Genomic DNA, 24,722 nt, shown 5'->3' with positions numbered 1-24,722 from the left:
CCCGTGCCGTGCACAAACTTCGCCATCGTAAGAGCGAATTGGAAGATCGGATTCCCAAGCGGGGTCAAAACTCGGGTCTGGCTGAAGGGGTGTGAGGTTTCCAACACACCAATTGGCCTCCCAAATCCCGACATACTGTTACTTAGGGGGTGGCTACTGGCGGGTTACGCGTCAGTACGCAACGTGCGATCTTGGCCGTAGCGGCAGGAAAATTGCTAGGTAGCAACGGGTTTCAGCCATCACGAAGCAGGGAAAAGGGCCCGCCTCACCACACCCTGCCCCACCCGGCTCAGTGCACCGGCAAGTGGTACGCCACCCGATGGCGGTCGGCGAGCGTCACGACATCAGCCGTCTCCACGGGGCGGCCGCCCGCGAAGTACGTACGCGAGATGACCAGCACCGCGTGGCCCGGCACCCCGCCCAGCGCCATGGCCTCCTCCGCCAGCCCGGGGCGCGCCCCGACCTCCTCGACCACGTTGTCCACGATCACGTCGATGGCCGCCATCCGCTCGACCACCCCGCGCCCGGCCAGCGGCCCCTCCTCGGGCAGCATCACCGGCGTACGCCCCGTGATGTCCAGCGGCTCCCAGGACGTCGAGAGCATGGCCGGCTCACCCTCCGCCCGGAAGAGATACCGCGTGCGCATCACCCGGTCCCCCACCTGGATGCGCAACCGGGAGGCGACGACCGGACCGGCCTCCTCCCGCTCGCTACTGGACTCCCAGGTGCCTTTGACCCGCTCGTCGGCCTGCTCCTGCCGGAAGGGCGTGGCGCCGACGCCGGTGCGGTAGCCGGCGCGGGCGATGCGGCGCGGGACGGGCTGCTCGCGGACGTACGTCCCCGACCCGGAGCGGCCCTCGACCAGCCCCTCGGCCATCAGGACCTTGCGCGCCTCCAGGGCGACCGTGTCGGAGACGCCGTACTCCTCGCGGATGCGGGCCTGGGAGGGGAGGCGGGTGTGCGGGGGCAGCACACCTTCGACGATCTTCTGGCGCAGGTCGCCGGCGACGCGGAGGTACGCGGGCTGCTCACCGAAAGGCACATGCCCCTCCCAACAGCTTGACAGTCAGCAACAGCGTGGCAACCGCGCGTTGTTGACCGCAAGCCTGGGCCAGCAATTCACTCGATGTGATGAAGCCCAGCTCAACCGGCCTACCGGCCAGGGAAGTTGACCACTCACGGACACGCGCACCCGGCTGCCCGGCACGGCCGCGCCGTTCGTGCGAGAGTCGGTACGACACGCCGCACGCGCGCCCGGCGCCCGAGCGGTACGGGAAGGAGCCCACCGTGCCCGACACACCCACCGGCGGCGGCACCGACGGGGCCGCCCCGGCCTCCCCCCTCTCCCCCATGCCGGAGGACTGGCAGCGGGCCCTGGCCGTCGTCGCCCACCCCGACGACCTCGAATACGGCGCGGCCGCCGCCGTCGCCGAGTGGACCGACGCCGGACGCGAGGTCGCCTACCTCCTCGTCACCCGCGGCGAAGCGGGCATCGACGGCCTCGGCCCCGAGGAGTGCGCCGCGGTCCGCGAGGCGGAGCAACGAGCGAGCGCCGCCGCCGTCGGCGTCCGAACGGTCGAATTCCTGGACCACCACGACGGCGTCATCCAGCCCGGCCTTCCCCTGCGCCGCGACCTGTCGGCCGCCATCCGCCGGCACCGCCCGGAGCTGCTGATCACCCTCAACCATCACGACACCTGGGGCGGCGTGGCCTGGAACACCCCGGACCACCGGGTCGTGGGCCGCGCCACCCTCGACGCGGCAGGCGACGCGGGCAACCGCTGGATCTTCCCCGACCTGACGGCCGAACTCGGCCTCGAACCCTGGAACGGCGTCCGCTGGGTAGCGGTGGCCGGCTCCCCGTACCCCACCCACGCCAAGGAAGTCGGCCCCGGCATCGACCGGGCCGTCGCCTCCCTCGCCGAACACCACACCTACATCACCGGCCTGGAGGGCCCCTCCCAAGACCCCACCACCTACGCCCGCAACTTCCTCGAACCCCTGCTCCACACCTCCGGCACCCAATACCGCGGCACCCCCGCCACCCTCTTCCAGCTCTACCCGCGCTGAGTACGGGCTCCCCGCTCCATCACACGCGCCACAAAGCCCTCCACCACCTCAGCGACCTCCCGCGGCTTCTCCAACAACATCGCATGGGTCGCATCCGCCCCACGCGGTTCCCGCAGGCCTCATCCAGCACCGATCCAGCACGGTGCGAAGTCACCCAGCACATCCAGCGCCCGCGACCGAGACAGCGCGGACAAGGTATCTGCCCACCGCCACCCGACCGAGGGCACCCTGGGGAGGTGCTGGTAGGCGGCGACGGGGTACCGGACCGCCTTCCGAGCGCCAAGCACACGATCAGCTGGCGGATATCACTCCGCGACGCGGGCGGTACGGCTTCCTGCGAACAAGGGGCAGCCCGACGCGCCACTGGGTGAGGTCAGAATCGACTTCAAGACCCTCGACCGGACACACCCTTGCCATCTCTGAGATCGGTCGGGCTTCTCGAACGCCGGCCTCGGCCCGATGATGGGGAAGAGACGCCCCAGCACACCGGGCACTCACCGATCAGTAGTGATACCGGGCAGCGAGGATGACGATCTCCTCACCCGTCACCAGATAGACGAGGCGGTGTTCTTCGTCGATCCGTCGCGACCAGGCACCAGGCAGGTGATACTTCAGCGGCTCCGGCTTGCCGATGCCTGTGAAAGGGTCACGCCTGACATCTTCGATGAGCTTGTTGATCCGGGCGAGCATCTTGCGGTCGTTCTTGAGCCAGGACGTGTAGTCCTCCCAGCCCTGATCCTCGAAGACGAGCCTCACGCGGCGCCCGCACCCGCGTCCGGCGACTCGGGATCGATCAATGCACGTTCCGACACGTTGATGTGCGACAGAGCGTTCTCGTAAGCCTTGAGCAGCCGACGGGCGTTCGCCGGCGAGCGCAACAGGTAGGAGCCCTCACGCAGCGCCGCGTAGTCCTCGGCCGAGACAAGCACCGCGTTGCCGTGCTTGGAGACGATCTCGATGGCCTCATGGTTTTCGTTGACCTTTTTGATCAACGGAAACAGGTCCTTGCGGGCTTCACTCGCGGTCATAGACATGACTCCGACCCTCCCATCAAGTGGTACTGAATAACGTACCACTCCTGGTGTCGCCTGAGAGGGGAACCATCTGATGATCGCTCAGCTGATCCAGCACTCATCCAGCACAGGGAAAGACTAGGGGCCCGCCTTCGGAGAAGTGGACCCCATCTGACCTGCATGTTTGCCACGTCAGCGACGTGGTGTTATTCATCCGCTTACACGTTGAAGCGGAACTCCACCACATCCCCGTCCTGCATCACATAATCCTTGCCCTCCATGCGCGCCTTTCCGGCGGCGCGGGCCTCGGCGACCGACCCCGTCTCCACCAGGTCCTCGAACGAGATGACCTCGGCCTTGATGAAGCCCTTCTGGAAGTCCGTGTGGATGACGCCGGCCGCCTCGGGGGCCGTGGCGCCCTTCTTGATGGTCCAGGCGCGGGTTTCCTTGGGGCCGGCGGTGAGGTAAGTCTGGAGGCCGAGGGTGTTGAAGCCTACGTGGGCGAGGGTGGCGAGACCGGGCTCCTGCTGGCCTACGGACTGGAGGAGTTCGAGGGCCTCTTCCTCGTCGAGTTCGGCGAGGTCGGCTTCCAGTTTGGCGTTGAGGAAGATGGCCTCGGCGGGGGCGACCAGGGCGCGCTGTTCGGCCTTGAAGTCCTCGTCGGTCAGCTCGTCCTCGTCGACGTTGAAGACGTAGAGGAAGGGCTTGGTGGTGAGGAGGTGGAGGTCGTGGAGGAGTTCCTCGTTGCCGGAGCCCTGGACGATGCCCTGCGAGAAGAGGGTGTCGCCCTTCTCCAGGATGGCCTTGGCCTCCTCGACCGCCTTGACCTTCGGTGCGACGTCCTTCTTGATGCGCGACTCCTTCTGGAGGCGCGGCAGGACCTTCTCGATGGTCTGGAGGTCGGCGAGGATCAGCTCGGTGTTGATGGTCTCGATGTCGTCCTTGGGCGAGACCTTGCCGTCGACGTGGACGACGTTCTCGTCCTTGAAGGCGCGGATGACCTGGCAGATGGCGTCGGACTCGCGGATGTTCGCCAGGAACTTGTTGCCCAGGCCCTCGCCCTCGGAGGCGCCGCGGACGATGCCGGCGATGTCGACGAAGTCGACGGTGGCCGGGAGGATCTTCTGGGAGTCGAAGATCTTGGCCAGCTCGGCGAGGCGGGTGTCGGGGACGCCGACGACGCCGACGTTGGGCTCGATGGTGGCGAACGGGTAGTTGGCCGCCAGCACGTCGTTCTTGGTCAGGGCGTTGAACATGGTCGACTTGCCGACATTCGGCAGACCGACGATTCCGATCGTGAGCGACACGGTGGCGACTTCCCGGAGAGGATGCGAGTGGACTGGGCGGTACGTACGGACCGCTGGGGGCCCGGGCGGCCCTCGTGAGGGCCCGTACGGTCCGTGGAGGACCGGTCGTCCAGTCTACGGGGCGGGGGAAGGGGTGGGGCAGGCGGCCGGAGAGCGGTCACGGGCGTGGTTCGTGAAGGCGCGAGGGCGGGTATGCGTACGCTGCGTTACGGCCGTGGGGTGATTTGTACGCCGAATGGGCCGGTCAGGTCAGACAAAACGCGTGTCCTGTAACCGGTTGATACCACTTGGCGGCCTACCGTTGCCGAGTGGAGCAACACAGAGCGCGCAGCCCCCAGCACAGTCCGCCCCGGACCGGCCGTCCGGCAGCGGGCCAGGACGCACGGCTCCCCCGCCCCGCGGAGGCCGTGCCGACGAACGGTTCCAGCACCCGGGGCGCCCGGGACGCCCTGAATGCGGCGGGCACTCCGGGAGCACCCCGGGCCCCGGGCGGTCCAGGTGCCCCACGCGGCCCCGGGGCGGACGGCTTCGGCGAGGAGAGTTCGACCGTCTACCGGGTCCGCGCGCGCCGGAGCGGGCCGCTGGCCCCGCTGGCGGCGGCCGCCGCGCGGCTGCCCGCGCCCCGGCTCACCGGGCTGGGGTGCGGTCTGCTCAGCACCCTCGCCCTCTTCGCCTTCGCCTTCTTCGACCGACTGCTGTTCGGTGCCGCGCCGACGGCCTACGGGGTGTTCTTCATCCTGGTGAGCGTGTGCGCCGGGCTGTGGGTACGGCCGTACGACCTGATCACGGCGCCGGTCGCGCTGCCCATCGCGTACACCGTCGGAACGGTGCCGATCAGCCACGACACGGGCGGGATCGGCGGACTGCTGATGGGGGTCTTCACCGTGCTGGCGACGCAGGCGGGCTGGCTGTACGCGGGCACACTGACCTGCGCGCTGATCGTTCTCGTACGCAAGGCGGCGGCCCTGGCGCGGCGGCAGGCCGAACGGCACGCGCGGCGGCAGGCGGCGCGTGCGGCGGGCCGGGCGCCCGCCCGGGCGCAGAGCGCCGGGAAGGCGCCGGGCGCGGCGCCGGAGCGCGTGCGCCGGCGTGCGGAGCAGGCGCCGGGGCCGGGACAGCGCCCGGGGCTGGGCCAGGGGCCGCACCGCCCCGGCCGCACGTCCGGGCAGCCCGCCGCCCAGCGCGCGGGGCAGGTCAGGGATCGGCCGGCCAGCCGACCTGCGACGTAGTGGGGTCGGGGGAAGGAGAAGCGGCGGGGGCCGGGGAGAGTGGGCCCGCTGACGCGCCCGCGCCGGCGGGGGCCGCCGCGCCCTCCTGGCCCGCGGCCCGCGCGGCCATCGCCGCGCCCACGATGCCCGCGTTGTTCTGCAGCTGGGCGGGCACGATCTCCGCCCGGATGCCCTCGATCAGCGGCAGGAACTTCGCCGCCTTGCGGCTGACACCGCCGCCGATCACGAACAGCCGGGGCGAGAAGAGCATCTCCACGTGGGCCAGGTATTTCTGCACGCGGTGCGCCCACTGCTGCCAGCTCAGGTCCTCGTCGTCCTTGACCTTGGTGGACGCGCGCTTCTCCGCGTCGTGGCCGTGCAGTTCCAGGTGGCCCAGCTCGGTGTTGGGCACGAGCTTGCCGTCGGTGAAGACGGCGCTGCCGATGCCGGTGCCGAAGGTGAGCACGATGACCGTGCCCCCGCGGCCCCGGCCCGCGCCGAAGTGCATCTCGGCCAGGCCGGCCGCGTCCGCGTCGTTGAGGACCGTGACCGGGCAGCCGCCGGTCCCGCCGCCGAGGCGGCCCGCCAGCAGCGCGGCCGCGTTCCGGTCGATCCACCCCTTGTCGACATTGGCCGCCGTACGGGTGACCCCGTCGGTCACCACGCCGGGGAACGTCGCACCGACCGGCCCCGACCAGCCGAAATGGTCCACGACCTGCTGGACGCAGTCCGCCACCGCGTCCGGGGTCGCCGGATGCGGGGTCAGTACCTTGTACCGCTCGTCCGCCAGGTCACCGCGCTCCAGGTCCACCGGAGCGCCCTTGATGCCCGACCCGCCGATGTCCACACCAAAGACCTTCATGCCTAGAGGCTAGGCGGGGACGGGCCGGTTCACCCCTCGACTTCCGGGTTCAACAGCCGGCCCGCCCGGGCCCGGCGGCTGGAACGGCTCCGGGCGCCGCCCCGGAGCCCTCAGCTCTCGGCGGCGGACTTCGCCTCGGAGCGCAGGTCGCGGCGGAGCTCCTTCGGCAGGGAGAAGGTGATCGACTCCTCGGCTGCCTTGACCGTCTCCACGTCCTCGTAGCCGCGCTGGGCGAGCCAGTCCAGTACGCCGTGCACCAGGACCTCGGGGACGGAGGCACCGGAGGTCAGGCCGACCGTGGTCACGCCCTCCAGCCAGCTCTCGTCGATCTCCTCGGCGCCGTCGACCAGGTGGGCGGCGCGGGCGCCGGCGCCGAGGGCGACCTCGACGAGGCGGACGGAGTTCGAGGAGTTCTTGGAGCCGACGACGATGACCAGGTCGGCCTCGGCGCCCATCTGCTTGACGGCGGTCTGACGGTTCTGCGTGGCGTAGCAGATGTCGTCGCTGGGCGGGGAGAGGAGGTTGGGGTAGCGGCCCTTGATGGCGTCGACCGTCTCCATGGTCTCGTCGACCGAGAGGGTGGTCTGGGAGAGCCAGACGACCTTGTCCGGGTCGCGGACCTCGATGTTCCGCACGTCGTCGGGGCCGTCGACCAGGGTGATGTGCTCGGGGGCCTCGCCGCTGGTGCCGATGACCTCTTCGTGGCCCTCGTGGCCGATCAGGAGGATGTCGAAGTCCTCCTTGGCGTACCGGACGGCTTCCTTGTGCACCTTGGTGACCAGCGGGCAGGTGGCGTCGATGGTGGCCAGCTTGCCCTGCTTGGCCTCGTCGTGGACGACCGGGGCGACGCCGTGCGCGGAGAAGATGACGATGTTGCCCTCGGGGACCTCCGCCGTCTCCTCGACGAAGATCGCGCCCTTCTTCTCCAGGGTCTTGACGACGTACTTGTTGTGGACGATCTCGTGGCGCACGTAGACGGGCGCGCCGTACTGTTCCAGGGCTTTCTCGACGGCGATCACGGCACGGTCCACGCCCGCGCAATAACCGCGGGGCGCGGCGAGCAGGACCCGGCGGCGGTCCTCGCGCGGTGCGGCGTCTCCGTCCGGAACGGTCTCGCCGTCCGGAACGGTGGCGGGCGACGGGCTGGGCGTAGCAGCAGTCATACGATCCATCGTACGGGGCCGACTTCGGGGTTCGCGCTGCCGCCGGGACGTGGCGGGGCGCGCGGCGCGACGGGGGCGCGCGGGTTCCGCTTCACGCGGGCGTGGGCGCCCCTCCGGCTTCCGTCGCGCCCCTCCGGCTCCCGCCACGCTCCCCCGTCGCGCCCCTCCGGTTTCCGCCACGCTCCCCCGTCGCGCCCACCCGGCTCCCGCCACGCACCCCCTTCGCCTCCTCGGCTGCCTCCCCCGACCGCCTCTCCTGGCGCGTCACCCCCGCCCGGGACGCGGGCTTGCCCGAAGCTGGGAGACAGCCGACGATCATCGTCGGCCGTACGTCCCCTGCTGGAGTGACCGTCATGAGCGCACCGTCCGAGCCGAACCCGCCCGCCCGTCGCCCGCCGCCCTCCGCCCCCGGAGACGCGTCGCGCGACGCCTCCTCCGGTACCGCCACGGCGGCCGGTGCGGCCGCCGTGCCGCCCGACGGCGGCGGGCTCCGGCGCACGCTGTCCTTCCGCGACCTGGTCGTCTACGGGCTGCTGTTCATCGCCCCGATGGCCCCCGTCGGAATCTTCGGCACGCTTCAGGCCAAGTCGCACGGCGCGATCACCGCCGTCTACGTGGTGGCGACGGTCGCGATGGCCTTCACCGCGTACTCGTACGCGCAGATGGTGCGGGTCGCGCCGCAGGCCGGGTCGGTCTTCACCTACGCGCGGGCCGGGCTCGGCGACGGGGCGGGCTTCGTCGCGGGGTGGATGGCGATGCTCGACTACCTGCTGATCCCGGCGGTGGCGTACCTCTTCTCCGGCATCGCCATGCACGCGCTGGTGCCGTCCGTGCACCAGTGGGTGTGGACGGCACTCGCGGTGGTCGTCACCACGCTGCTGAACCTCCTGGGGGTACGGACGGCGGCGGTGGCCGGGTTCGTGGTGCTGGCGATGGAGCTGGCGGTGCTGGTGGTGTTCGTGGTGGTGGCGGTGTGGGTGCTGGCCACGGACGGGGCGCAGCGCGGCTGGTCGGCGCCGCTGACCGGCGAGGGGGCGTTCTCCACGAGTGCGGTGCTGGCCGCGGTGTCGGTCGCGGTGCTGTCGTACCTGGGGTTCGATGCGATCGCGTCGTTCGCGGAAGAGGCGAAGGAAGCGCGTCCAGGGAAGGGCGGCGGGCGACGGTCGGGCGGGGTGCGGGTGGCGCGGGCGGTGCTGACCTGCCTGGTCATCGCGGGGGTGCTGTTCGCCGTACAGACGTACCTGGCGGCGCTGCTGGCGCCGATGTCGGCGGCTGAGCTGGCGGACCGGCCCGCCGAACAGGGCGACGCCTTCTACACGACGGCGGACGCGGCCGCCGGCGAGGGGCTGCAAAAGCTGGTGGCGGCGAGCAAGGCCGTCGGGGCGGCGTTCGCGGCGCTGGCTGGGCAGGCGGCGGCCGGGCGGCTGCTGTTCGCGATGGCGCGGGACCGGCGGCTGCCGGGCGCGATGTCGAAGGTGGACGCGGGCAGCGGGGTGCCGCGCCGGGCGCTGCTGGGCGCCGCGGTGGTGACGCTGGTCGCGGCGGTGTGGGCGGCCCGCCGCGACGACGGGCTGGACCACCTGTCCTCGATCGTCAACGTGGGCGCGCTGACCGCCTTCGGGCTGCTGCACGCCTCGGTGATCGGCTGGTTCTGGGTACGCAAGCGGGCCGAGCGGCCGAGCGTCCTCAAACACGTGCTGGTGCCGGTACTGGGGCTGGGCGTGGTGGTCGCGGTCGTCGTGGAGGCGTCCCGGACCGCGCAGATCGTCGGAGCGGCCTGGTTGGTGGTGGGGCTGGTGGTACTGGGGGTGCAGTACGGGCGCCGAAGGGCCGGAGCGGCGGGTGGCTGACGCCGCGACCGGCCGTACCGGCGACGGAGCCGGAGTGGCGGGTGGCTGACGCCGCGGCGGTCTGTGCCGCGGCGGTCTGTACGGGCACGGAGCCGCGCGCCCCGGCGCTGTCAGTGCCGGGCTATACGCTCGTGACATGAGTGTGAGGACGTCCGCGGAGGCGCCGATCCCCGTCGGCGAGGTGTCGCGGCTCATCGGGGGGTGGATCGACCGGCTGGGGGCCGTCTGGGTCGAGGGGCAGATCACCCAGCTGTCCCGGCGGCCGGGCGCCGGTGTGGTCTTCCTGACACTGCGCGACCCGTCGTACGACATCTCGGTGAGCGTGACGTGCTACCGCCAGGTCTTCGACAAGGTCGCGGACGTGGTCAGCGAGGGCGCGCGCGTCGTCGTGCACGCCAAGCCGGAGTGGTACGCCCCGCGCGGCCAGCTCTCGCTGCGGGCCGCCGAGATCAAACCGGTGGGCGTCGGCGAGCTGCTGGCGCGCCTGGAGCAACTGAAGAAGTCGCTGGCGGCCGAGGGCCTGTTCCGGTCGGAGCGCAAGCGGGGGCTGCCGTTCCTGCCGCAACTGATCGGCCTGGTGTGCGGCCGGGCCAGCGCCGCCGAGCGGGACGTCCTGGAGAACGCCCGGCTGCGCTGGCCGGCGGTCCGCTTCGAGGTGCGCAACGTGCCGGTGCAGGGCGTGCACGCGGTGCCCCAGGTGATCGAGGCGGTCAAGGAGCTGGACGCGCTCCCCGAGGTCGACGTGATCATCGTGGCGCGCGGCGGCGGCAGCGTCGAGGACCTGCTGCCGTTCTCGGACGAGCAGCTCGTTCGGGCCGTGGGCGCCGCCCGTACCCCCGTCGTCTCCGCGATCGGCCACGAACCGGACTCGCCGCTGCTGGACCTGGTCGCCGACCTGCGCGCCTCGACCCCGACGGACGCGGCGAAGAAGGTCGTACCGGACGTCGGCGAGGAGTTCGCCCGCATCCAGCAGTTGCGCGAGCGGGCGCTGCGTGCGATCAACGGCTGTCTGGACCGCGAGGAGCGGGGCCTGGCCGCGGCCCTGAGCAGGCCCTCCATGCAGCGGCCCCACCGGATGGTCGAGGAACGCGAGGACCAGGTCACAGCCCTGCTGGAGCGCGGCCGACGCACCCTGGGGCATCTGCTGGACCGGGCCGACTCGGAGCTGTCGCACACGCTGGCGCGGGTCGTCGCCCTCTCCCCCAAGGCGACCCTGGAGCGTGGCTACGCGGTGCTCCAGAAGCCGGACGGCTCGGCCGTGCGGTCGCCGCACGAGGTCGCGCCGGACGACGAACTCCGGGCCCGGGTCGCCGAGGGCGAGTTCCGGGTACGGGTGTCCGGGAACGGCTCACGGTCCGATGTCACACCCCCGGAATAGGGTGGGAGCCATGGCGAAGGCGAAGACGGACGACGACACGGTGGCGGACGGCACGGCGGACGCGGCGCAGTCGGACGGATCCACGCTCGGGTACGAACAGGCCCGGGACGAGCTGATCGAGGTCGTCCGCAGCCTGGAGGCCGGCGGGACCACGCTGGAGGAGTCCCTCGCTCTCTGGGAGCGCGGCGAGGAGCTGGCCAAGGTCTGCCGCCGCTGGCTGGACGGAGCGCGGGCGCGCCTGGACGCGGCGCTGGCGGAGGAAGCGGCAGCGGAAGAGGACGGGACGGGCGAGGACGCGGCCGGGTAGCGGGCGGGGAGGGCGGGGGCCTCACCCCCTCGCTCGGCGCCCCACACAGGCCGGGGCCCAGCACCCGCGCCCCGCACCCGGCACCCGGCACCCGGCACCCAATGTCCGGCCGCCGTGCCGCCGTGCCGCCGCGCGCCCTCAGCCCTTCACGCCCCGAAGCTCCCCAAGCCCCGGGCGCCGAAGCACCCGGGGCGTCCGCAGCACCCGGAACGTCCGCGGCACCCGGTGCGTCCGCGGCGCCCACCCCTTGTGAATCGGGTCACGATTCCACCGTATTAGTTGAAACTTAATCTATCTTGGTTACAGTTGATGACGAACACGGAAATCCCGACTTACGAGGTGCCCTCATGTCTCTCGCGCTCGACGCCGCCGCCCAGGACCTCCTCTTCCGCGAGGCCCAGACCGCCAACTCGTTCACGGACGAGCCGGTGACGGACGAGCAGGTGCAGGCCATCTACGACCTGGTGAAGTACGCCCCCACCGCCTTCAACCAGTCGCCGCTGCGCATCACCATGGTCCGTTCCGAGGACGCCCGCGAGCGCCTGGTGCGGCACGCGATGGGTGCCAACGGCCCGAAGACGCTGAGCGCGCCGCTGACCGTGATCCTCTCCACGGACCTCGACTTCCACGAGAAGCTGCCGACGCTGTTCCCGCACGCCCCCGGCATCAAGGACACGTTCTTCTCCGAGGCCGCCGTCCGTGAGGTCGCCGGCGTCCAGAACGCGACGCTGCAGGCCGGTTACTTCATCGTCGGCGTCCGCGCGGCGGGCCTGGCCGCGGGCCCGATGACCGGCTTCGACTTCGCCGGCATCGACAAGGAGTTCTTCGGCGACGGCAAGCAGAAGTCCTTCATGGTCATCAACATCGGCAAGCCGGGCGCCGACGCGTTCTTCCCGCGTTCGCCGCGGCTGGGTTTTGACGAGGCCGTCACCACCGTCTGAGCCGGCTGGGGGTCCGGGGGTCGCCCCCCGGAAAGACACAGCCCGCGTTCGCCGCGGCTGGGTTTTGACGAGGCCGTCACCACCGTCTGAGCCCGAGCGCCACACACGACGAGGCCGCCGCACCCATCCCGGGTGCGGCGGCCTCGTCGTACACATCCGGACCGGCCGATCCGCCGACCGGCCGGTCAGTCCTTCTTCGCCTCCAGCGACGCCGCCAGCTCCGCGAGGCGTCCGTACGGCGCGGTGCCGGTGAGGACGGTCGTGACGCCCTCCTGCTCGCGCACCAGCGCGCGGTACTTCTCGCCCTTGTAGCGGTCCCACTTCGCGCCGCCGACGACCTGCTTGCCCGCGGCCTTCTCGGCGCCCAGCGTGACGTCCTGGACGAACTTCTTGGCGGGCGCGTCGCTCTGCTCCAGCGCCGCGTACTCCTGCTCCGGGTCGAGGAAGCCCAGATGCCAGGCGCCGCCCTTGCCGTCCTTGCTCGCCTTGTACGAGACGGAGGTGGCGCGCCAGCCCTCGGGCAGGCCCTTGGGCGCGGCGACCGGATACGGCGCGGCGCGCCGGGCGGTCGCGAGTTCGACGCGGTAGTCGACCGTCTTGACCGCGTTCACCTCGGCGGTCCTGCTGTCGTTGTGCGGGATGAAGACATAGATGCCCGCGACGAGGGCGCCGATCACCGCCATCGACAGGACCATGTCCCGAACCGTCTGCTTGCCTCGCATACCTGCCACGCCTCTATGGTCCCCCATCCCCGGCTCCGCGAAGACACCCCCCTGCCCCGCGGGCGTCCGGCGCCCGCGGTGCGGGGACACGCCCGCATGGCTCCTTGTCGCCGCTCATGCGTAGGGCCCGCTGCTCATTTTGGCGACGTACCGATAAAGTCATAGCCACCCTCACCATTCCGGCCGTCGCCGTACAGAAAGGTGCGCTCGATGACCGAGCATCATCTGCCGTCCCAACTAGAGGTCAGCCCCGAGGCTCCCGACCGCAACCTCGCGCTGGAGCTCGTCCGGGTGACCGAAGCCGGAGCCATGGCCTCGGGCCGCTGGGTCGGGCGCGGCGACAAGAACGGCGCCGACGGCGCCGCCGTCAAGGCCATGCGCGCCTTGATCCACACCGTCTCCATGAACGGTGTCGTGGTCATCGGGGAGGGCGAGAAGGACAACGCCCCGATGCTCTACAACGGCGAGCGGGTCGGTGACGGCACCGGCGCCGAGTGCGACGTGGCCGTGGACCCGGTCGACGGTACGACGCTGACGGCCAAGGGCATGGCCAACGCCGTCTCCGTGATGGCCGTGGCCGAGCGCGGCGCGATGTTCGACCCGTCCGCGGTCTTCTACATGGACAAGCTGGCCACCGGCCCGGAGGCCGCCGACTTCGTCGACATCACGGCGCCGGTCGGCGTGAACATCCGCCGGATCGCCAAGGCCAAGAAGTCCGCCGTCGAGGACGTCACCGTCGTCATTCTGGACCGGCCGCGCCACGAGGGCCTGGTCAAGGAGGTACGGGAGGCCGGCGCCCGGATCAAGTTCATCTCCGACGGCGACGTGGCCGGCGCGATCATGGCGGCCCGCGAGGGCACCGGCGTCGACCTGCTGCTGGGCATCGGCGGTACGCCGGAGGGCATCATCGCCGCGTGCGCGCTGAAGTGTCTGGGCGGCACCCTTCAGGCCAAGCTGTGGCCGAAGGACGACGAGGAGCGGCAGCGCGCGATCGACGCCGGGCACGACCTGGACAAGGTGCTGCAGACCGACGACCTGGTCCGCGGCGACAACGTCTTCTTCGTCGCCACCGGCATCACCGACGGCGACCTGCTGCGCGGGGTGCGCTACCGCGCCGAGACCGCGACCACCTCGTCGCTGGTGATGCGTTCCAAGTCCGGCACGATCCGCCGGGTCGACTCCGAGCACCGGCTCTCCAAGCTGCGCGCGTACAGCTCGGTCGACTTCGAGCGCCCCAACTAGGCCACCACCAGGCCCTGCGGCCCCGGTCCGCCGGCCCCCGCAAACACCCGGGCCGGGACTCCGCCGTCTTCCCGGCGGGGTCCCGGCCCGTCACGCGTGCCGGTCGCACGGGCCGCTCAACCGGCGGCGGCCTGCATACGGGCCGAGCGCTGCAGCTCGGTCTCCCGGCGCCGGCGGCGGGCCAGCACGACCCGGCGTTCGGCGGCGGTCAGGCCGCCCCACACCCCGTAGGGCTCCGGCTGCACGAGAGCGTGCTCCCGGCATTCGATCATCACCGGGCAGCGGGCGCAGACCCGCTTGGCGGCTTCCTCCCTCGCCAGGCGCGCGGCGGTCGGCTCCTTGGACGGTGCGAAGAACAGGCCCGCCTCGTCACGGCGGCACACCGCCTCCGCGTGCCAGGGACCGGCCTCTTCGCGAGAGGGAACCCGCTGGGACGGAACAACTGCGGTGTCCTGCAGAGGCTGATGCGGTAGCAGCACGGTCTACTCCTGACGACGGCTTCGGCGAAGAGTCACCCTTGCCCGTCTCGCTGCGCACGACTTTTCGCACCCCGCAGCCGTACGAGAGACGATGCACCAGCCCTACCCGCTGTACGCGTGCTTATGCACACGGTTGCGAACGGCCGCCGAGCAGTGCGGACGCGCCGCGGAGACACCGGCTCCGGCGACGGTCGCCGCCGTTACCCCCGTCAGTCGCGGTGACCGCCGTGCAGCCGCCCGGGCCGCTCGTCCCGGCGTTGCTCGTGCCAGGACCGGCGCTCGTCCCGGCGTTGTTCGTACCGGTCACGGCGCTCGTCGCGCCGCTGCTCCTGCCACGCGCGCCGGGCGCCGCGCAGGTCGTCGCGCAGGTCGCGCAGCCACTTGCCGCGCTTGGCCCGTGCCTCGACGCTGCCGAGCACCGCGTAGCCGTTGACGAGGACGACCGGGGCGTCGGCGTCCGCCGACTCGTTGGTCTCGACCTCGAAGGAGCCGAGCACGCCGGAACCGTTGCTGCGCAGGGTGACGTTCTCGGGCACCCGGATCTCCACGCTGCCGAAGATCGAGGTGACGTTGATCCGGACCTGCTGCTGCTGGAAGATCCCCTCGGTCAGGTCGATCTCCACGCTGCCGAAGATCGCGACGGCGTTGATACGGGACGGCACCCGCCAGCGGCCCTTGCGGGTCGAGGCGCTGAAGATCGCGACCATGCTCTGGTCCGGCAGCGCGCCGCCCGGTTCCGCCTCGTACGCGGCGGCCGGGGTCCGGGGCCCGGGGACACCGCCCTCCGCGGGCAGGTCGCGTACCAGCGGCTCCAGTTCGCCCATCGTCTTGGCGCGGTAGACCAGGTCGATGCGCTCGGAGTGCTCCTCGGCGTCCAGCCGCCCGACGGCCAGCGCCTCGCGCAGGATCTCCGCGATCCGGTCCCGGTCGGCGTCGGAGGCCCTCAGCTCGGCCTCGGCCACGGGCTTGGTCAGGTGCACCGGCTGCTGGGCTCGCTTGGCGAGCGACGATTCGTCCACGGGAGGCAGCCTACCGAAACGCGATAGATCGCGACTAGAGGACGCGCGACCCCGAAGGCGTTCCAGGTGAGCCTTACCTCACAGCGGCGACCGGGAGCCGGGGTTCTACGCTGGTCAGGCGCTGCCGCAGATGTCAGCCGAAATCCACCGCCCAGTGAGGAATTACCCCTGATGCCCCCCGCCTCCCACCCAACCGGCCCGGAATTCGCCTACACCGACCTGCTCCCCGTAGGCGAGGACAACACCCCCTACCGCCTGGTCACTTCGGAGGGTGTGAGCACCTTCGAGGCCGACGGACGCACGTTCCTCAAGGTCGAGCCGGAGGCGCTGCGCAAGCTGGCCGCCGAGGCGATGCACGACATCGCGCACTACCTGCGCCCGGCGCACCTCGCCCAGCTCCGCCGCATCCTGGACGACCCCGAGGCGTCCGCCAACGACCGCTTCGTGGCGCTGGACCTGCTGAAGAACGCCAACATCGCGGCGGCGGGCGTGCTGCCGATGTGCCAGGACACCGGCACCGCCATCGTCATGGGCAAGCGCGGCCAGAACGTACTGACCCGGGGCCGTGACGAGGAAGCGCTCTCCCGCGGCATCCACGACGCGTACACCCAGCTCAACCTGCGCTACTCCCAGATGGCCCCGCTGACCATGTGGGACGAGAAGAACACCGGCTCCAACCTCCCGGCCCAGATCGAGCTGTACGCGAACGACGGGGACGCGTACAAGTTCCTGTTCATGGCCAAGGGCGGCGGCAGCGCCAACAAGTCCTTCCTCTACCAGGAGACGAAGGCCGTCCTCAACGAGGCGAGCATGATGAAGTTCCTGGAGGAGAAGATCCGCTCGCTGGGCACGGCCGCCTGCCCGCCGTACCACCTGGCGATCGTCGTCGGCGGCACCAGCGCCGAGTACGCGATGAAGACCGCCAAGTACGCCTCCGCGCACTACCTGGACGAGCTGCCCGCCGAGGGCTCCCCCACCGGCCACGGCTTCCGGGACAAGGAGCTGGAGGAGAAGGTCTTCGAGCTGACGCAGAAGATCGGCATCGGCGCGCAGTTCGGCGGCAAGTACTTCTGCCACGACGTGCGCGTGGTGCGCCTGCCCCGGCACGGCGCGTCCTGCCCGGTCGCCATCGCCGTCTCCTGCTCCGCCGACCGCCAGGCCGTCGCGAAGATCACCGCCGAGGGCGTCTTCCTGGAGCAGTTGGAGAAGGACCCGGCGCGCTTCCTCCCGGAGACGACCGAGGCGGAGCTGACCGAGGGCGCGGGCCCGGACCTCGATGCCGTGCGCATCGACCTGAACCAGCCGATGGACGAGATCCTGGCCGAGCTGACCAGGCACCCGGTCAAGACCCGGCTGTCGCTCACCGGCACGCTGGTCGTCGCCCGCGACATCGCGCACGCGAAGATCAAGGAGCGGCTGGACGCGGGCGAGGAGATGCCCGAGTACCTGAAGAACCACCCGGTGTACTACGCGGGCCCGGCGAAGACCCCCGAGGGGTACGCGTCCGGCTCCTTCGGCCCGACCACGGCCGGCCGGATGGACGCCTACGTCGAGCAGTTCCAGGCGGCGGGCGGCTCGAAGGTCATGCTGGCCAAGGGCAACCGCTCGAAGCAGGTCACCGACGCGTGCGCCGCGCACGGCGGCTTCTACCTGGGCTCGATCGGCGGCCCGGCGGCGCGCCTGGCGCAGGACTGCATCAAGAAGGTCGAGGTCCTCGAATACGAGGAGCTGGGCATGGAGGCGGTCTGGCGGATCGAGGTCGAGGACTTCCCGGCGTTCATCGTCGTGGACGACAAGGGCAACGACTTCTTCCAGGACCCGGCGCCCGCTCCGACGTTCACCAGCATCCCGGTGCGGACCGCCTGACGGCCGTACGCCCCTCTGCGGCGGTTCGCTCCGCGCGTACCGCCTGACGGACGAAACCTGCCGGTGCCCGGGAACAGAATCACGGTTCCCGGGCACTGACAGAGGTATGAGCGACAACGGCCTGAGCGGCGACAACGGCGAGTACCGGACCGAGCACGACTCGATGGGCGAGGTGCGGGTGCCCGCCCGCGCGAAGTGGCGGGCGCAGACCCAGCGGGCGGTGGAGAACTTCCCGGTCTCCGGGCAGCGGCTGGAGCGGGCGCACATCGAGGCGCTGGCCCGTATCAAGGCCGCGGCGGCCAAGGCCAACGCCGGGCTGGGCGTGCTGGACGAGGACGTGGCGGCGGCGATCCAGGAGGCCGCGGCGGAGGTCGCGGAGGGGAAGTGGGACGACCACTTCCCCGTCGATGTGTTCCAGACCGGGTCCGGTACGTCGTCCAACATGAACACCAACGAGGTGCTCGCGACCCTCGCCACCGAGCGGCTGGGCCGCGACGTGCACCCCAACGACCACGTCAACGCCTCCCAGTCGTCCAACGACGTCTTCCCGTCCTCGATCCACATCGCGGCGACCGCGGCCGTCACCCACGACCTGATCCCGGCGCTGGAGCACCTGGCGGCCGCGCTGGAGCGCAAGGAGACCGAGTTCGCCGAGGTGGTGAAGGCGGGGCGGACGCATCTGATGGACGCCACGCCCGTCACCCTCGGCCAGGAGTTCGGCGGCTTCGCCGCGCAGGTCCGCTACGGCGTGGAGCGGCTGCGGTCCGCGCTGCCGCGGCTGGCCGAACTGCCGCTGGGCGGTACGGCGGTGGGCACCGGCATCAACACCCCGCCCGGCTTCCCCGCCGCGGTGATCGCCGAGGTGGCGCGGACCACGGGGCTGCCGCTGACCGAGGCGCGCAACCACTTCGAGGCGCAGGGCGCGCGCGACGCGGTCGTGGAGACCAGCGGGCAACTGCGCACCATCGGCGTCGGCCTGACGAAGATCGCCAACGATCTGCGCTGGATGTCCTCGGGGCCGCGCACCGGCCTCGCCGAGATCAACCTGCCCGACCTCCAGCCCGGTTCGTCCATCATGCCGGGCAAGGTCAACCCGGTGATCCCGGAGGCGGTGCTGATGGTGGCCGCGCAGGTCACCGGCAACGACGCGACGGTGGCCGCGGCGGGCGCCGCGGGCAACTTCGAGCTGAACGTGATGCTGCCGGTCATCGCGAAGAACGTGCTGGAGTCGGTACGGCTGCTGGCCAACGTCTCCCGGCTGCTCGCGGACCGCACGGTCGACGGGATCACCGCCAACGCCGAACGGGCCCGTGAGTACGCCGAGTCGTCGCCCTCCGTCGTCACCCCGCTCAACAAGTACCTCGGGTACGAGGAGGCCGCCAAGGTCGCCAAGAAGTCCCTGGCCGAGCGGAAGACGATCCGCGAGGTGGTCGTCGAGTCCGGCTACGTCGACCAGGGGCTGCTGACGGAACAGCAGTTGGACGAGGCACTCGACGTACTGAGCATGACACATCCGTAACGGACGGTGCGGCTTCCGTCACAGCGAGGACACCGGTGCGCCCCTAGGATCTGCTCATGACAGCGGACATGGTGGAGACGAGGAAGGGCGCCGCCGGGGCGGAGGACACGCGGGCCGCCGCGGAGACGCCGGGACGCTGGGCGCCCGGTGACCAGATCCTGTGGCGGTACCGCGACAACGCCGGCGACGGTATCCACATCTGCCGCCCGATGACCGTCGTCCAGGACACCGACGAGCTGCTCGCGGTGTGGATGGCGCCCGGCACGCCCTGCGTCAAGCCGGTGCTGGCCGACGGGACGCCCGTCCACCGCGAGCCGCTCGCCAGCCGGTACACCAAACCGCGGCGCGCCACCCGCGACCAGTGGTTCGGCACCGGGGTGCTGAAGCTGGCCCGGCCGCGCGACCCCTGGTCGGTGTGGCTGTTCTGGGAGCCCGGCTGGCACTTCAAGAACTGGTACGTGAACCTGGAGGAGCCGCGTCGCCGCTGGGCGGGCGGTATCGACTCGCAGGACCACTACCTGGACATCTGCGTGTATCCGGACCGGCATTGGGAGTGGCGCGACGAGGACGAGTTCGCGCAGGCCCAGCGGGACGGGCTGATGCCGGCCGCACTGGCGGCGGACGTACGGGCGGCGGGCCGCGCGGCGGTCGAACACATCGCCGCGTGGGGTGTGCCGTTCGGTTCGGGCTGGGAGGACTGGCGGCCCGATCCGGCGTGGGAGGTGCCGGGGCTGCCGGAGGACTGGGACCGGGCCGGGCCCGGCGGGCGGGACTGAGAGCCCGGCTCCGGGGCGGCTGCGCGGGCGTCCGCCCCGGCCGCGCGGGAAGTCCGGCGACGCCTCACCGGCCGGTCGTACGAGGGGGGCGGCTCCCGGCGCTCCGGTGAGCGGACGAAGGCGCGGCGTGGCGTGCGAGTGAGCCCCCTTGATGCGCCCCTGGGGATCAACCGTAGGATCGTCCTCCACAAGACTGCACAGGCGTAACTCAAGACTGCACGGAACTGCACGGACGTGGCTCCCGAGGCGGAGTCCCGAACTTGACCGCGGTCGCAGGAGAGGCGAGGTCGTGAGCGCTGAAGGCTACGACGGATACGAGGGCCTGAACCGGTTAGTCCTGGACCGGGCGGGGCAGGCGGAGGCGTTCGACGCGATCGGCGACCGGTACGACGAGGCCTTCCCGCACAAGGAAGGGCAGCTCGCGGCCGCCGCACGGCTCGTGGCCGCCTTGCCGCCCGGGTCGCGGGTGCTGGACGTCGGCTGCGGCACGGGCCTGCCGACGGCCCGTCAGCTCACGGACGCGGGGCACACGGTCGTCGGTGTGGACCTCTCCCCCTCGATGGTCGCGCTGGCCCGCGACAACGTCCCCGCGGCCCGCTTCCACCAGTTGGACATCGCCGACCTGCGCGACGGCCGGCTCGGCGGTCCGGGTTCCTTCGACGGTGCCGTAGCCTTCTTCTCGCTGCTGATGCTGCCCCGCGCGGAGATTCCGTACACCCTGCGGATGCTGCACACCCTGCTGAAGCCCGGCGGGCTGCTGGCCCTGTCCATGGTCGAAGCCGAGCTGGACGACTGCCCGATCCCGTTCCTGGGCAGCACGATCCGGGTATCGGGTTACCTGCGGGACGACTTGCGCCAGGTCGTGCACGACGCGGGCTTCGAAGTCACCGGGGAGGACTCGTATGCGTATGCCCCGGCCAGTACGGACACCCCACCCGAGTTCCAGCTCTTCCTGCACCTGCGACGCGCTTGAGACGCGGCGCGCCACGCGCGCAGCCCCGGACGGATGGAATCCCACGCGTGACGGAGCACCCGACCTCCCACGAACCGCGGCAGGCCGCCCCGCCTGCCGCGTCCTCGGCGACCCCGCACCAGGGCCGACCCGAGCCGGCGCCGTGCACCGCGGCCGCCGATCCCCGCGGTCTTCCGGGGCAGTCCCCGGCCGGCGGACCGGCCGAGGTGGCTGACATGTCGGCCGCCGCGCCGCGCGGTGACGATTCTTCTGCGTGCGCCGCGGACGGCGGCCGGGCGGACGCCGGGGCCGGGCGGTCCCGGCCGCGCCCCGAGGAGAGGCCCGGGGTCCCGCCGCCCGCCGCGCCGCACGGCGTGCCGGTGGAGTCCGGCGCCCGCGGCGGGGCGGCCGGGCGCGCCCCCGAGCAGGCCGGCGGCCCGGACGCGCCGCCCGCGCGCTCCGCGCACCCGGCACAGCCCGCCGAGAGCGTCGAGCTGCTGGCGGCGCGTCAGGCGGGCGGGGACCGGCTGCGGTTCATCGGCGCGGCGACCCGGCGGATCGCCCGCGGCATAGACCTCGACGAGATCGTGCTGGGGCTGTGCCGGGCGACGGTGCCGACGTTCGCCGACGCGATCCTGGTCTATCTGCGCGACCCACTGCCGGTGGGCGACGAGCGGCCGACCGGCCCGGTGGTGCTGCGGCTGCGCCGTACCGACCGGATTCCCGAGGAGCCGGACACCAACGGCGGGCGGCTGCCGATGCTGCCCGCGCAGCCGGACCTGAGCCCCGCGATGGGCGGCAGCGCGGCGGAGCTGTCCGAGGTGCTGCCGGGCGGGCCGCTGGCGGAGGTGCTGCGCGGCGTACGGCCGCTGTTCGGCGAGGTGCAGGCGGCGCGTGCCGCGCTGCCGGAGCTGCTCGGCCCGCTCACCCACCTGCCCGCCGGGCACCGGGTGATCCTGGCGCCGCTGCGCGGCCGCCGCCGGGTGATCGGCGCCGCGGTGTTCCTGCGCCGCCCGGACCGCCCGGCCTTCGAGGCGGACGACCTGCTGGTGGCGGCGCAGTTGGCGACGCACACGGCGCTGGGTGTCGACAAGGCGGTGCTGTACGGGCGCGAGGCGTACATCGCCGACGCGTTGCAGCGCACGATGCTGCCGGACTCGCTGCCGCAGCCCACCGGTGTACGGCTGGCCAGCCGCTATCTGCCCGCCGCGGAGACGGCGCGGGTCGGCGGCGACTGGTACGACGCGATCCCGTTGCCCGGCAGCCGGGTGGCGCTGGTCGTCGGTGACGTGATGGGCCACTCCATGACGTCCGCGGCGATCATGGGCCAGCTGCGCACCACCGCGCAGACCCTCGCGGGGCTGGACCTGCCGCCGCAGGAGGTGCTGCACCACCTCGACGAGCAGGCGCAGCGGCTCGGTTCGGACCGGATGGCGACCTGCCTGTACGCGGTCTACGACCCGGTGGCGCACCGCATCATGGTCGCCAACGCCGGGCATCCGCCGCCCGTGATGCTGCACCGCGGCGGGCGCGCGGAGGTGCTGCGGGTGCCGCCGGGCGCGCCGATCGGCGTCGGCGGGGTGGACTTCGAGGCGGTGGAGCTGGACGCGCCGGCGGGCGCCACGCTCGTGCTGTACACGGACGGCCTGGTGGAGTCCCGTATCCGGGACGTGTGGACCGGCATCGAGCAGCTCCGGGAGCGGCTGACGGAGACGGCCCGGCTGACCGGGCCCAACCCGCCGCCGCTGGAGCCGCTGTGCGACGAGGTGCTGGACATGCTCGGCCCCGGCGACCGGGACGACGACATCGCGCTGCTCGCGGCCCGCTTCGACGGCATCGCGCCGAGCGACGTCGCGTACTGGTACCTGGACCCGAAGGCGCAGACGGCCGGGCAGGCACGCCGGCTGGCCCGCCGGGCGCTGTCCCGGTGGGGTCTGGAGGAGCTGACCGACCCGCTGGAGCTGCTGGTCAGCGAGGTGGTGACGAACGCGGTGCGGTATGCGGAGCGGCCGATCACGCTGCGGCTGCTGCGGACGGACGTGCTGCGCTGCGAGGTCGGTGACGACGTGCCGCAACTGCCCCGGCTGCGCCAGGCCCGGCCGTCCGACGAGGGCGGGCGCGGTCTGTACCTGGTCAACCGGATGGCCCGGCGCTGGGGCGCGACGCGGCTGAGCACGGGCAAGGTGGTGTGGTTCGAGCTGTCGATGCCGTTCGGGGGCGCTCCCTAGACAGGGGTTTCCGTACGCGGCCGCCGGGGCGCCACGAGGCGCTCCGGCGGCCGGACTTCGTCTCGAACCGGACGGCGTCCAACGGTTGCCGACACCGCGTCGGCGGAGTTGACTTCTGGGGTGCGAAGGGACTGACGACCCCACCACCGGGAGGCGCTCCGCCATGACCAGCTCCGCGCACGACGTCCCGCGTACGACGACCAACGCCGGCGTCCCGGTCGAGAGTGACGAGTACTCGCTCTCGGTGGGGTCCGACGGTCCGCTGCTGCTCCAGGACCACTACCTCATCGAGAAGATGGCCCAGTTCAACCGGGAGCGGGTGCCCGAGCGGGTGGTGCACGCCAAGGGCAGTGGCGCGTACGGGTTCTTCGAGGTGACGAACGACGTCAGCCAGTTCACCAAGGCGGACCTCTTCCAGCCGGGCCGGCGCACCGAGATGCTGGCCCGCTTCTCGACGGTCGCGGGCGAGCAGGGCTCGCCGGACACCTGGCGCGACCCGCGCGGCTTCGCGCTGAAGTTCTACACCGAGTACGGCAACTACGACCTGGTCGGGAACAACACGCCGGTCTTCTTCGTGCGGGACCCGAGCAAGTTCCAGGACTTCATCCGGTCGCAGAAGCGCCGTCCGGACAGCGGGGTGCGCGACCACGACATGCAGTGGGACTTCTGGACGCTGTCGCCCGAGTCGGCGCACATGGTCACCTGGCTGATGGGCGACCGCGGCATCCCGAAGACGTACCGGCACATGAACGGCTACAGCTCGCACACGTACATGTGGGTCAACGGCGGCGGCGAGCGGTTCTGGATCAAGTACCACATCAAGACCGACCAGGGCATCGACTTCCTCACCCAGGAGGAGGCCGACCGGCTGGCGGGCGAGGACGGCGATCTGCACCGCCGCGACCTGTACGAGTCGATCGCGGCCGGTGACGCGCCCTCGTGGACCATGTACGTCCAGGTGATGCCGTTCGACGACGCGCCGGACTACCGCTTCAACCCGTTCGACCTGACCAAGGTGTGGCCGCACGGCGACTACCCGCTGACCGAGGTCGGCCGGATGACGCTGGACCGCAATCCCGAGGACTTCTTCGTCCACATCGAGCAGGCGGCCTTCGAGCCGTCCAACATGGTGCCGGGCATCGGCCCGTCGCCGGACAAGATGCTGCTGGGCCGGCTGTTCTCGTACCCGGACACCCACCGCTACCGCATCGGCCCGAACTACACGCAGCTCCCGCCCAACCGTCCGCACTCGACGGTCAGCTCGTACGCGAAGGACGGCCCGATGCGGTACGAGCCGTCCCGTACGGCAGCGGTGTACGCGCCGAACTCGTACGGCGGCCCGGCGGCCGACACGCAGAACTTCGGCGACCCGGCGGGCTGGCACGCGGCGGGCGAGATGGTGCGCGAGGCGTACAAGCTGCGCCGCGACGACGACGACTGGAGTCAGGCGGGCACCCAGGTGCGGCAGGTGCTGGACGACGCGGCGCGAGCCCGACTGGTGGACAACGTCGCCGGGCACCTGTCGAAGGGCGTGAGCCGCCCGGTGCTGCTGCGCGCCCTGCAGTACTGGCGCAACGTGGACAAGGCGCTCGGCGACCGGATCGCCGCGCGGTTCAACGGCGGCTGAGCCGGAGCGCCGCCGGCGGGACGGAAACGGCCGTGGGGCCCCCCCCCCCCGGGGGGGGCCCCGGCGGGGGGGGGGGGGGGCGGGGGGGGGGCGGGGGGGGGGGGCGGGGGGGGGGGGGGGGGGGGGGGGGGGGGGGGCGGGGGGGGGGGGGGGGGGGGGGGGGGGGGGGGCGGGGGGGCGGGGGGCCCCCCCG

General features: G+C 71.8%; 21 protein-coding genes and 1 pseudogene. 13 read left to right on the top strand and 9 right to left on the bottom strand.

The annotated features are described in order from the left end of the window. Nucleotides 1-289 precede the first annotated feature (289 nt). Entirely contained in the window at nt 290-1,042 is a 753-nt protein-coding gene (locus tag ACZ4QV_RS00640) for a GntR family transcriptional regulator (RefSeq protein ID WP_030020234.1), read from the bottom strand. Nucleotides 1,043-1,350: 308 nt separating this feature from the next. Here ACZ4QV_RS00640 and ACZ4QV_RS00635 point away from each other — a divergent pair, with 308 nt between their 5' ends. Further along, nucleotides 1,351-2,070 (top strand): PIG-L deacetylase family protein, encoded by a 720-nt coding sequence (locus tag ACZ4QV_RS00635; protein WP_361637714.1) that lies wholly within the window; start codon nt 1,351-1,353, stop codon nt 2,068-2,070. A 501-nt stretch (nt 2,071-2,571) separates the two neighbouring features. Here ACZ4QV_RS00635 and ACZ4QV_RS00630 read toward each other — a convergent pair. The 3 genes from ACZ4QV_RS00630 to ychF all read right to left on the bottom strand — a co-directional run bounded on the left by ACZ4QV_RS00630 (nt 2,572) and on the right by ychF (nt 4,390). Beyond that, a complete protein-coding gene (locus tag ACZ4QV_RS00630) occupies nt 2,572-2,826 on the bottom strand; it encodes a Txe/YoeB family addiction module toxin (RefSeq protein WP_176163822.1) in 255 nt (84 codons plus the stop codon). After that, on the bottom strand, nt 2,823-3,104 hold the full coding sequence (locus tag ACZ4QV_RS00625; RefSeq protein WP_361147148.1) for a type II toxin-antitoxin system Phd/YefM family antitoxin: 282 nt from the start codon (nt 3,102-3,104) through the stop codon (nt 2,823-2,825). Before ACZ4QV_RS00625 ends, ACZ4QV_RS00630 begins: the two co-directional genes overlap by 4 nt. Before the next feature lie 197 nt (nt 3,105-3,301). Continuing rightward, nucleotides 3,302-4,390, bottom strand: a complete 1,089-nt coding sequence (ychF, locus tag ACZ4QV_RS00620) for a redox-regulated ATPase YchF (RefSeq protein ID WP_361147151.1) — start codon at nt 4,388-4,390, stop codon at nt 3,302-3,304. Between the two features lie 308 nt (nt 4,391-4,698). On the opposite strand from ychF, the gene ACZ4QV_RS00615 reads away from it, so the two are divergent. Next, nucleotides 4,699-5,619 (top strand): DUF6542 domain-containing protein, encoded by a 921-nt coding sequence (locus ACZ4QV_RS00615; protein WP_467762432.1) that lies wholly within the window; start codon nt 4,699-4,701, stop codon nt 5,617-5,619. On the opposite strand, the gene ppgK is transcribed toward ACZ4QV_RS00615, so the two are convergent. Then, nucleotides 5,585-6,460, bottom strand: coding sequence for a polyphosphate--glucose phosphotransferase (ppgK, locus tag ACZ4QV_RS00610; RefSeq protein WP_361583114.1), 876 nt, complete (start codon nt 6,458-6,460; stop codon nt 5,585-5,587). The two genes, ACZ4QV_RS00615 and ppgK, sit on opposite strands and share 35 nt — an antisense overlap. 110 nt (nt 6,461-6,570) lie before the next feature. Then, the gene (locus ACZ4QV_RS00605) at nt 6,571-7,632 is read right to left on the bottom strand and encodes a 4-hydroxy-3-methylbut-2-enyl diphosphate reductase (protein ID WP_467762431.1); all 1,062 of its coding nucleotides are present in this window, start codon (nt 7,630-7,632) and stop codon (nt 6,571-6,573) included. Between the two features lie 344 nt (nt 7,633-7,976). Here ACZ4QV_RS00605 and ACZ4QV_RS00600 point away from each other — a divergent pair, with 344 nt between their 5' ends. The 4 genes from ACZ4QV_RS00600 to ACZ4QV_RS00585 all read left to right on the top strand — a co-directional run bounded on the left by ACZ4QV_RS00600 (nt 7,977) and on the right by ACZ4QV_RS00585 (nt 12,099). Then, nucleotides 7,977-9,473, top strand: coding sequence for an APC family permease (locus tag ACZ4QV_RS00600; RefSeq protein ID WP_467762430.1), 1,497 nt, complete (start codon nt 7,977-7,979; stop codon nt 9,471-9,473). Nucleotides 9,474-9,609: 136 nt separating this feature from the next. Then, nucleotides 9,610-10,851 (top strand): exodeoxyribonuclease VII large subunit, encoded by a 1,242-nt coding sequence (xseA, locus tag ACZ4QV_RS00595; RefSeq protein WP_361618592.1) that lies wholly within the window; start codon nt 9,610-9,612, stop codon nt 10,849-10,851. A 10-nt stretch (nt 10,852-10,861) separates the two neighbouring features. Further along, nucleotides 10,862-11,158: an exodeoxyribonuclease VII small subunit gene (locus tag ACZ4QV_RS00590; RefSeq protein ID WP_361147168.1), complete on the top strand. Its 297-nt coding sequence runs from the start codon at nt 10,862-10,864 to the stop codon at nt 11,156-11,158. A 347-nt stretch (nt 11,159-11,505) separates the two neighbouring features. Beyond that, complete coding sequence (locus tag ACZ4QV_RS00585) at nt 11,506-12,099, top strand: malonic semialdehyde reductase (RefSeq protein ID WP_030024650.1); 594 nt, start codon at nt 11,506-11,508, stop codon at nt 12,097-12,099. Nucleotides 12,100-12,284: 185 nt separating this feature from the next. On the opposite strand, the gene ACZ4QV_RS00580 is transcribed toward ACZ4QV_RS00585, so the two are convergent. Beyond that, complete coding sequence (locus ACZ4QV_RS00580; RefSeq protein ID WP_467762547.1) at nt 12,285-12,821, bottom strand: DUF4245 domain-containing protein; 537 nt, start codon at nt 12,819-12,821, stop codon at nt 12,285-12,287. Nucleotides 12,822-13,031: 210 nt separating this feature from the next. On the opposite strand from ACZ4QV_RS00580, the gene glpX reads away from it, so the two are divergent. After that, nucleotides 13,032-14,063 (top strand): class II fructose-bisphosphatase, encoded by a 1,032-nt coding sequence (gene glpX, locus ACZ4QV_RS00575; protein WP_031000860.1) that lies wholly within the window; start codon nt 13,032-13,034, stop codon nt 14,061-14,063. 116 nt (nt 14,064-14,179) lie between these two features. Here glpX and ACZ4QV_RS00570 read toward each other — a convergent pair whose 3' ends face one another. Further along, the gene (locus ACZ4QV_RS00570; protein WP_033040133.1) at nt 14,180-14,542 is read right to left on the bottom strand and encodes a WhiB family transcriptional regulator; all 363 of its coding nucleotides are present in this window, start codon (nt 14,540-14,542) and stop codon (nt 14,180-14,182) included. A 350-nt stretch (nt 14,543-14,892) separates the two neighbouring features. Beyond that, nucleotides 14,893-15,561: pseudogene (locus ACZ4QV_RS00565) on the bottom strand (DUF1707 SHOCT-like domain-containing protein); the annotation flags it as partial. Nucleotides 15,562-15,732: 171 nt separating this feature from the next. On the opposite strand from ACZ4QV_RS00565, the gene ACZ4QV_RS00560 reads away from it, so the two are divergent. The 6 genes from ACZ4QV_RS00560 to ACZ4QV_RS00535 all read left to right on the top strand — a co-directional run bounded on the left by ACZ4QV_RS00560 (nt 15,733) and on the right by ACZ4QV_RS00535 (nt 24,529). Then, a complete protein-coding gene (locus tag ACZ4QV_RS00560) occupies nt 15,733-17,427 on the top strand; it encodes a fumarate hydratase (protein WP_361147173.1) in 1,695 nt (564 codons plus the stop codon). Nucleotides 17,428-17,533: 106 nt separating this feature from the next. Beyond that, nucleotides 17,534-18,946 (top strand): class II fumarate hydratase, encoded by a 1,413-nt coding sequence (locus ACZ4QV_RS00555; protein ID WP_361147176.1) that lies wholly within the window; start codon nt 17,534-17,536, stop codon nt 18,944-18,946. 56 nt (nt 18,947-19,002) lie between these two features. Beyond that, nucleotides 19,003-19,722, top strand: a complete 720-nt coding sequence (fomD, locus tag ACZ4QV_RS00550) for a cytidylyl-2-hydroxypropylphosphonate hydrolase (protein WP_467762429.1) — start codon at nt 19,003-19,005, stop codon at nt 19,720-19,722. Nucleotides 19,723-20,011: 289 nt separating this feature from the next. Continuing rightward, complete coding sequence (locus tag ACZ4QV_RS00545) at nt 20,012-20,695, top strand: class I SAM-dependent DNA methyltransferase (protein ID WP_361147179.1); 684 nt, start codon at nt 20,012-20,014, stop codon at nt 20,693-20,695. 47 nt (nt 20,696-20,742) lie between these two features. Next, the gene (locus ACZ4QV_RS00540; RefSeq protein WP_361147182.1) at nt 20,743-22,902 is read left to right on the top strand and encodes a SpoIIE family protein phosphatase; all 2,160 of its coding nucleotides are present in this window, start codon (nt 20,743-20,745) and stop codon (nt 22,900-22,902) included. A gap of 163 nt (nt 22,903-23,065) precedes the next feature. Then, nucleotides 23,066-24,529 carry a catalase gene (locus ACZ4QV_RS00535; protein WP_361147185.1) on the top strand — a complete coding sequence of 488 codons (1,464 nt, stop codon included), beginning with the start codon at nt 23,066-23,068 and terminating at the stop codon, nt 24,527-24,529. The last annotated feature ends 193 nt before the right edge of the window (nt 24,530-24,722 follow it).

Source organism: Streptomyces sp. NPDC026394, from assembly GCF_055567735.1.
This window is presented reverse-complemented; position numbering and strand designations above follow the sequence as displayed.

Coding starts and splice junctions, on each gene's coding strand:
- ACZ4QV_RS00635 (WP_361637714.1), top strand. CDS start 1,351: ATGCCGGAGGACTGGCAGCGGGCCCTGGCCGTCGTCGCCCACCCCGAC.
- ACZ4QV_RS00625 (WP_361147148.1), bottom strand. CDS start 3,104: ATGTCTATGACCGCGAGTGAAGCCCGCAAGGACCTGTTTCCGTTGATC.
- ppgK (WP_361583114.1), bottom strand. CDS start 6,460: ATGAAGGTCTTTGGTGTGGACATCGGCGGGTCGGGCATCAAGGGCGCT.
- ACZ4QV_RS00605 (WP_467762431.1), bottom strand. CDS start 7,632: ATGGATCGTATGACTGCTGCTACGCCCAGCCCGTCGCCCGCCACCGTT.
- ACZ4QV_RS00600 (WP_467762430.1), top strand. CDS start 7,977: ATGAGCGCACCGTCCGAGCCGAACCCGCCCGCCCGTCGCCCGCCGCCC.
- xseA (WP_361618592.1), top strand. CDS start 9,610: ATGAGTGTGAGGACGTCCGCGGAGGCGCCGATCCCCGTCGGCGAGGTG.
- ACZ4QV_RS00590 (WP_361147168.1), top strand. CDS start 10,862: ATGGCGAAGGCGAAGACGGACGACGACACGGTGGCGGACGGCACGGCG.
- ACZ4QV_RS00585 (WP_030024650.1), top strand. CDS start 11,506: ATGTCTCTCGCGCTCGACGCCGCCGCCCAGGACCTCCTCTTCCGCGAG.
- ACZ4QV_RS00580 (WP_467762547.1), bottom strand. CDS start 12,821: ATGCGAGGCAAGCAGACGGTTCGGGACATGGTCCTGTCGATGGCGGTG.
- glpX (WP_031000860.1), top strand. CDS start 13,032: ATGACCGAGCATCATCTGCCGTCCCAACTAGAGGTCAGCCCCGAGGCT.
- ACZ4QV_RS00560 (WP_361147173.1), top strand. CDS start 15,733: ATGCCCCCCGCCTCCCACCCAACCGGCCCGGAATTCGCCTACACCGAC.
- ACZ4QV_RS00555 (WP_361147176.1), top strand. CDS start 17,534: ATGAGCGACAACGGCCTGAGCGGCGACAACGGCGAGTACCGGACCGAG.
- fomD (WP_467762429.1), top strand. CDS start 19,003: ATGACAGCGGACATGGTGGAGACGAGGAAGGGCGCCGCCGGGGCGGAG.
- ACZ4QV_RS00535 (WP_361147185.1), top strand. CDS start 23,066: ATGACCAGCTCCGCGCACGACGTCCCGCGTACGACGACCAACGCCGGC.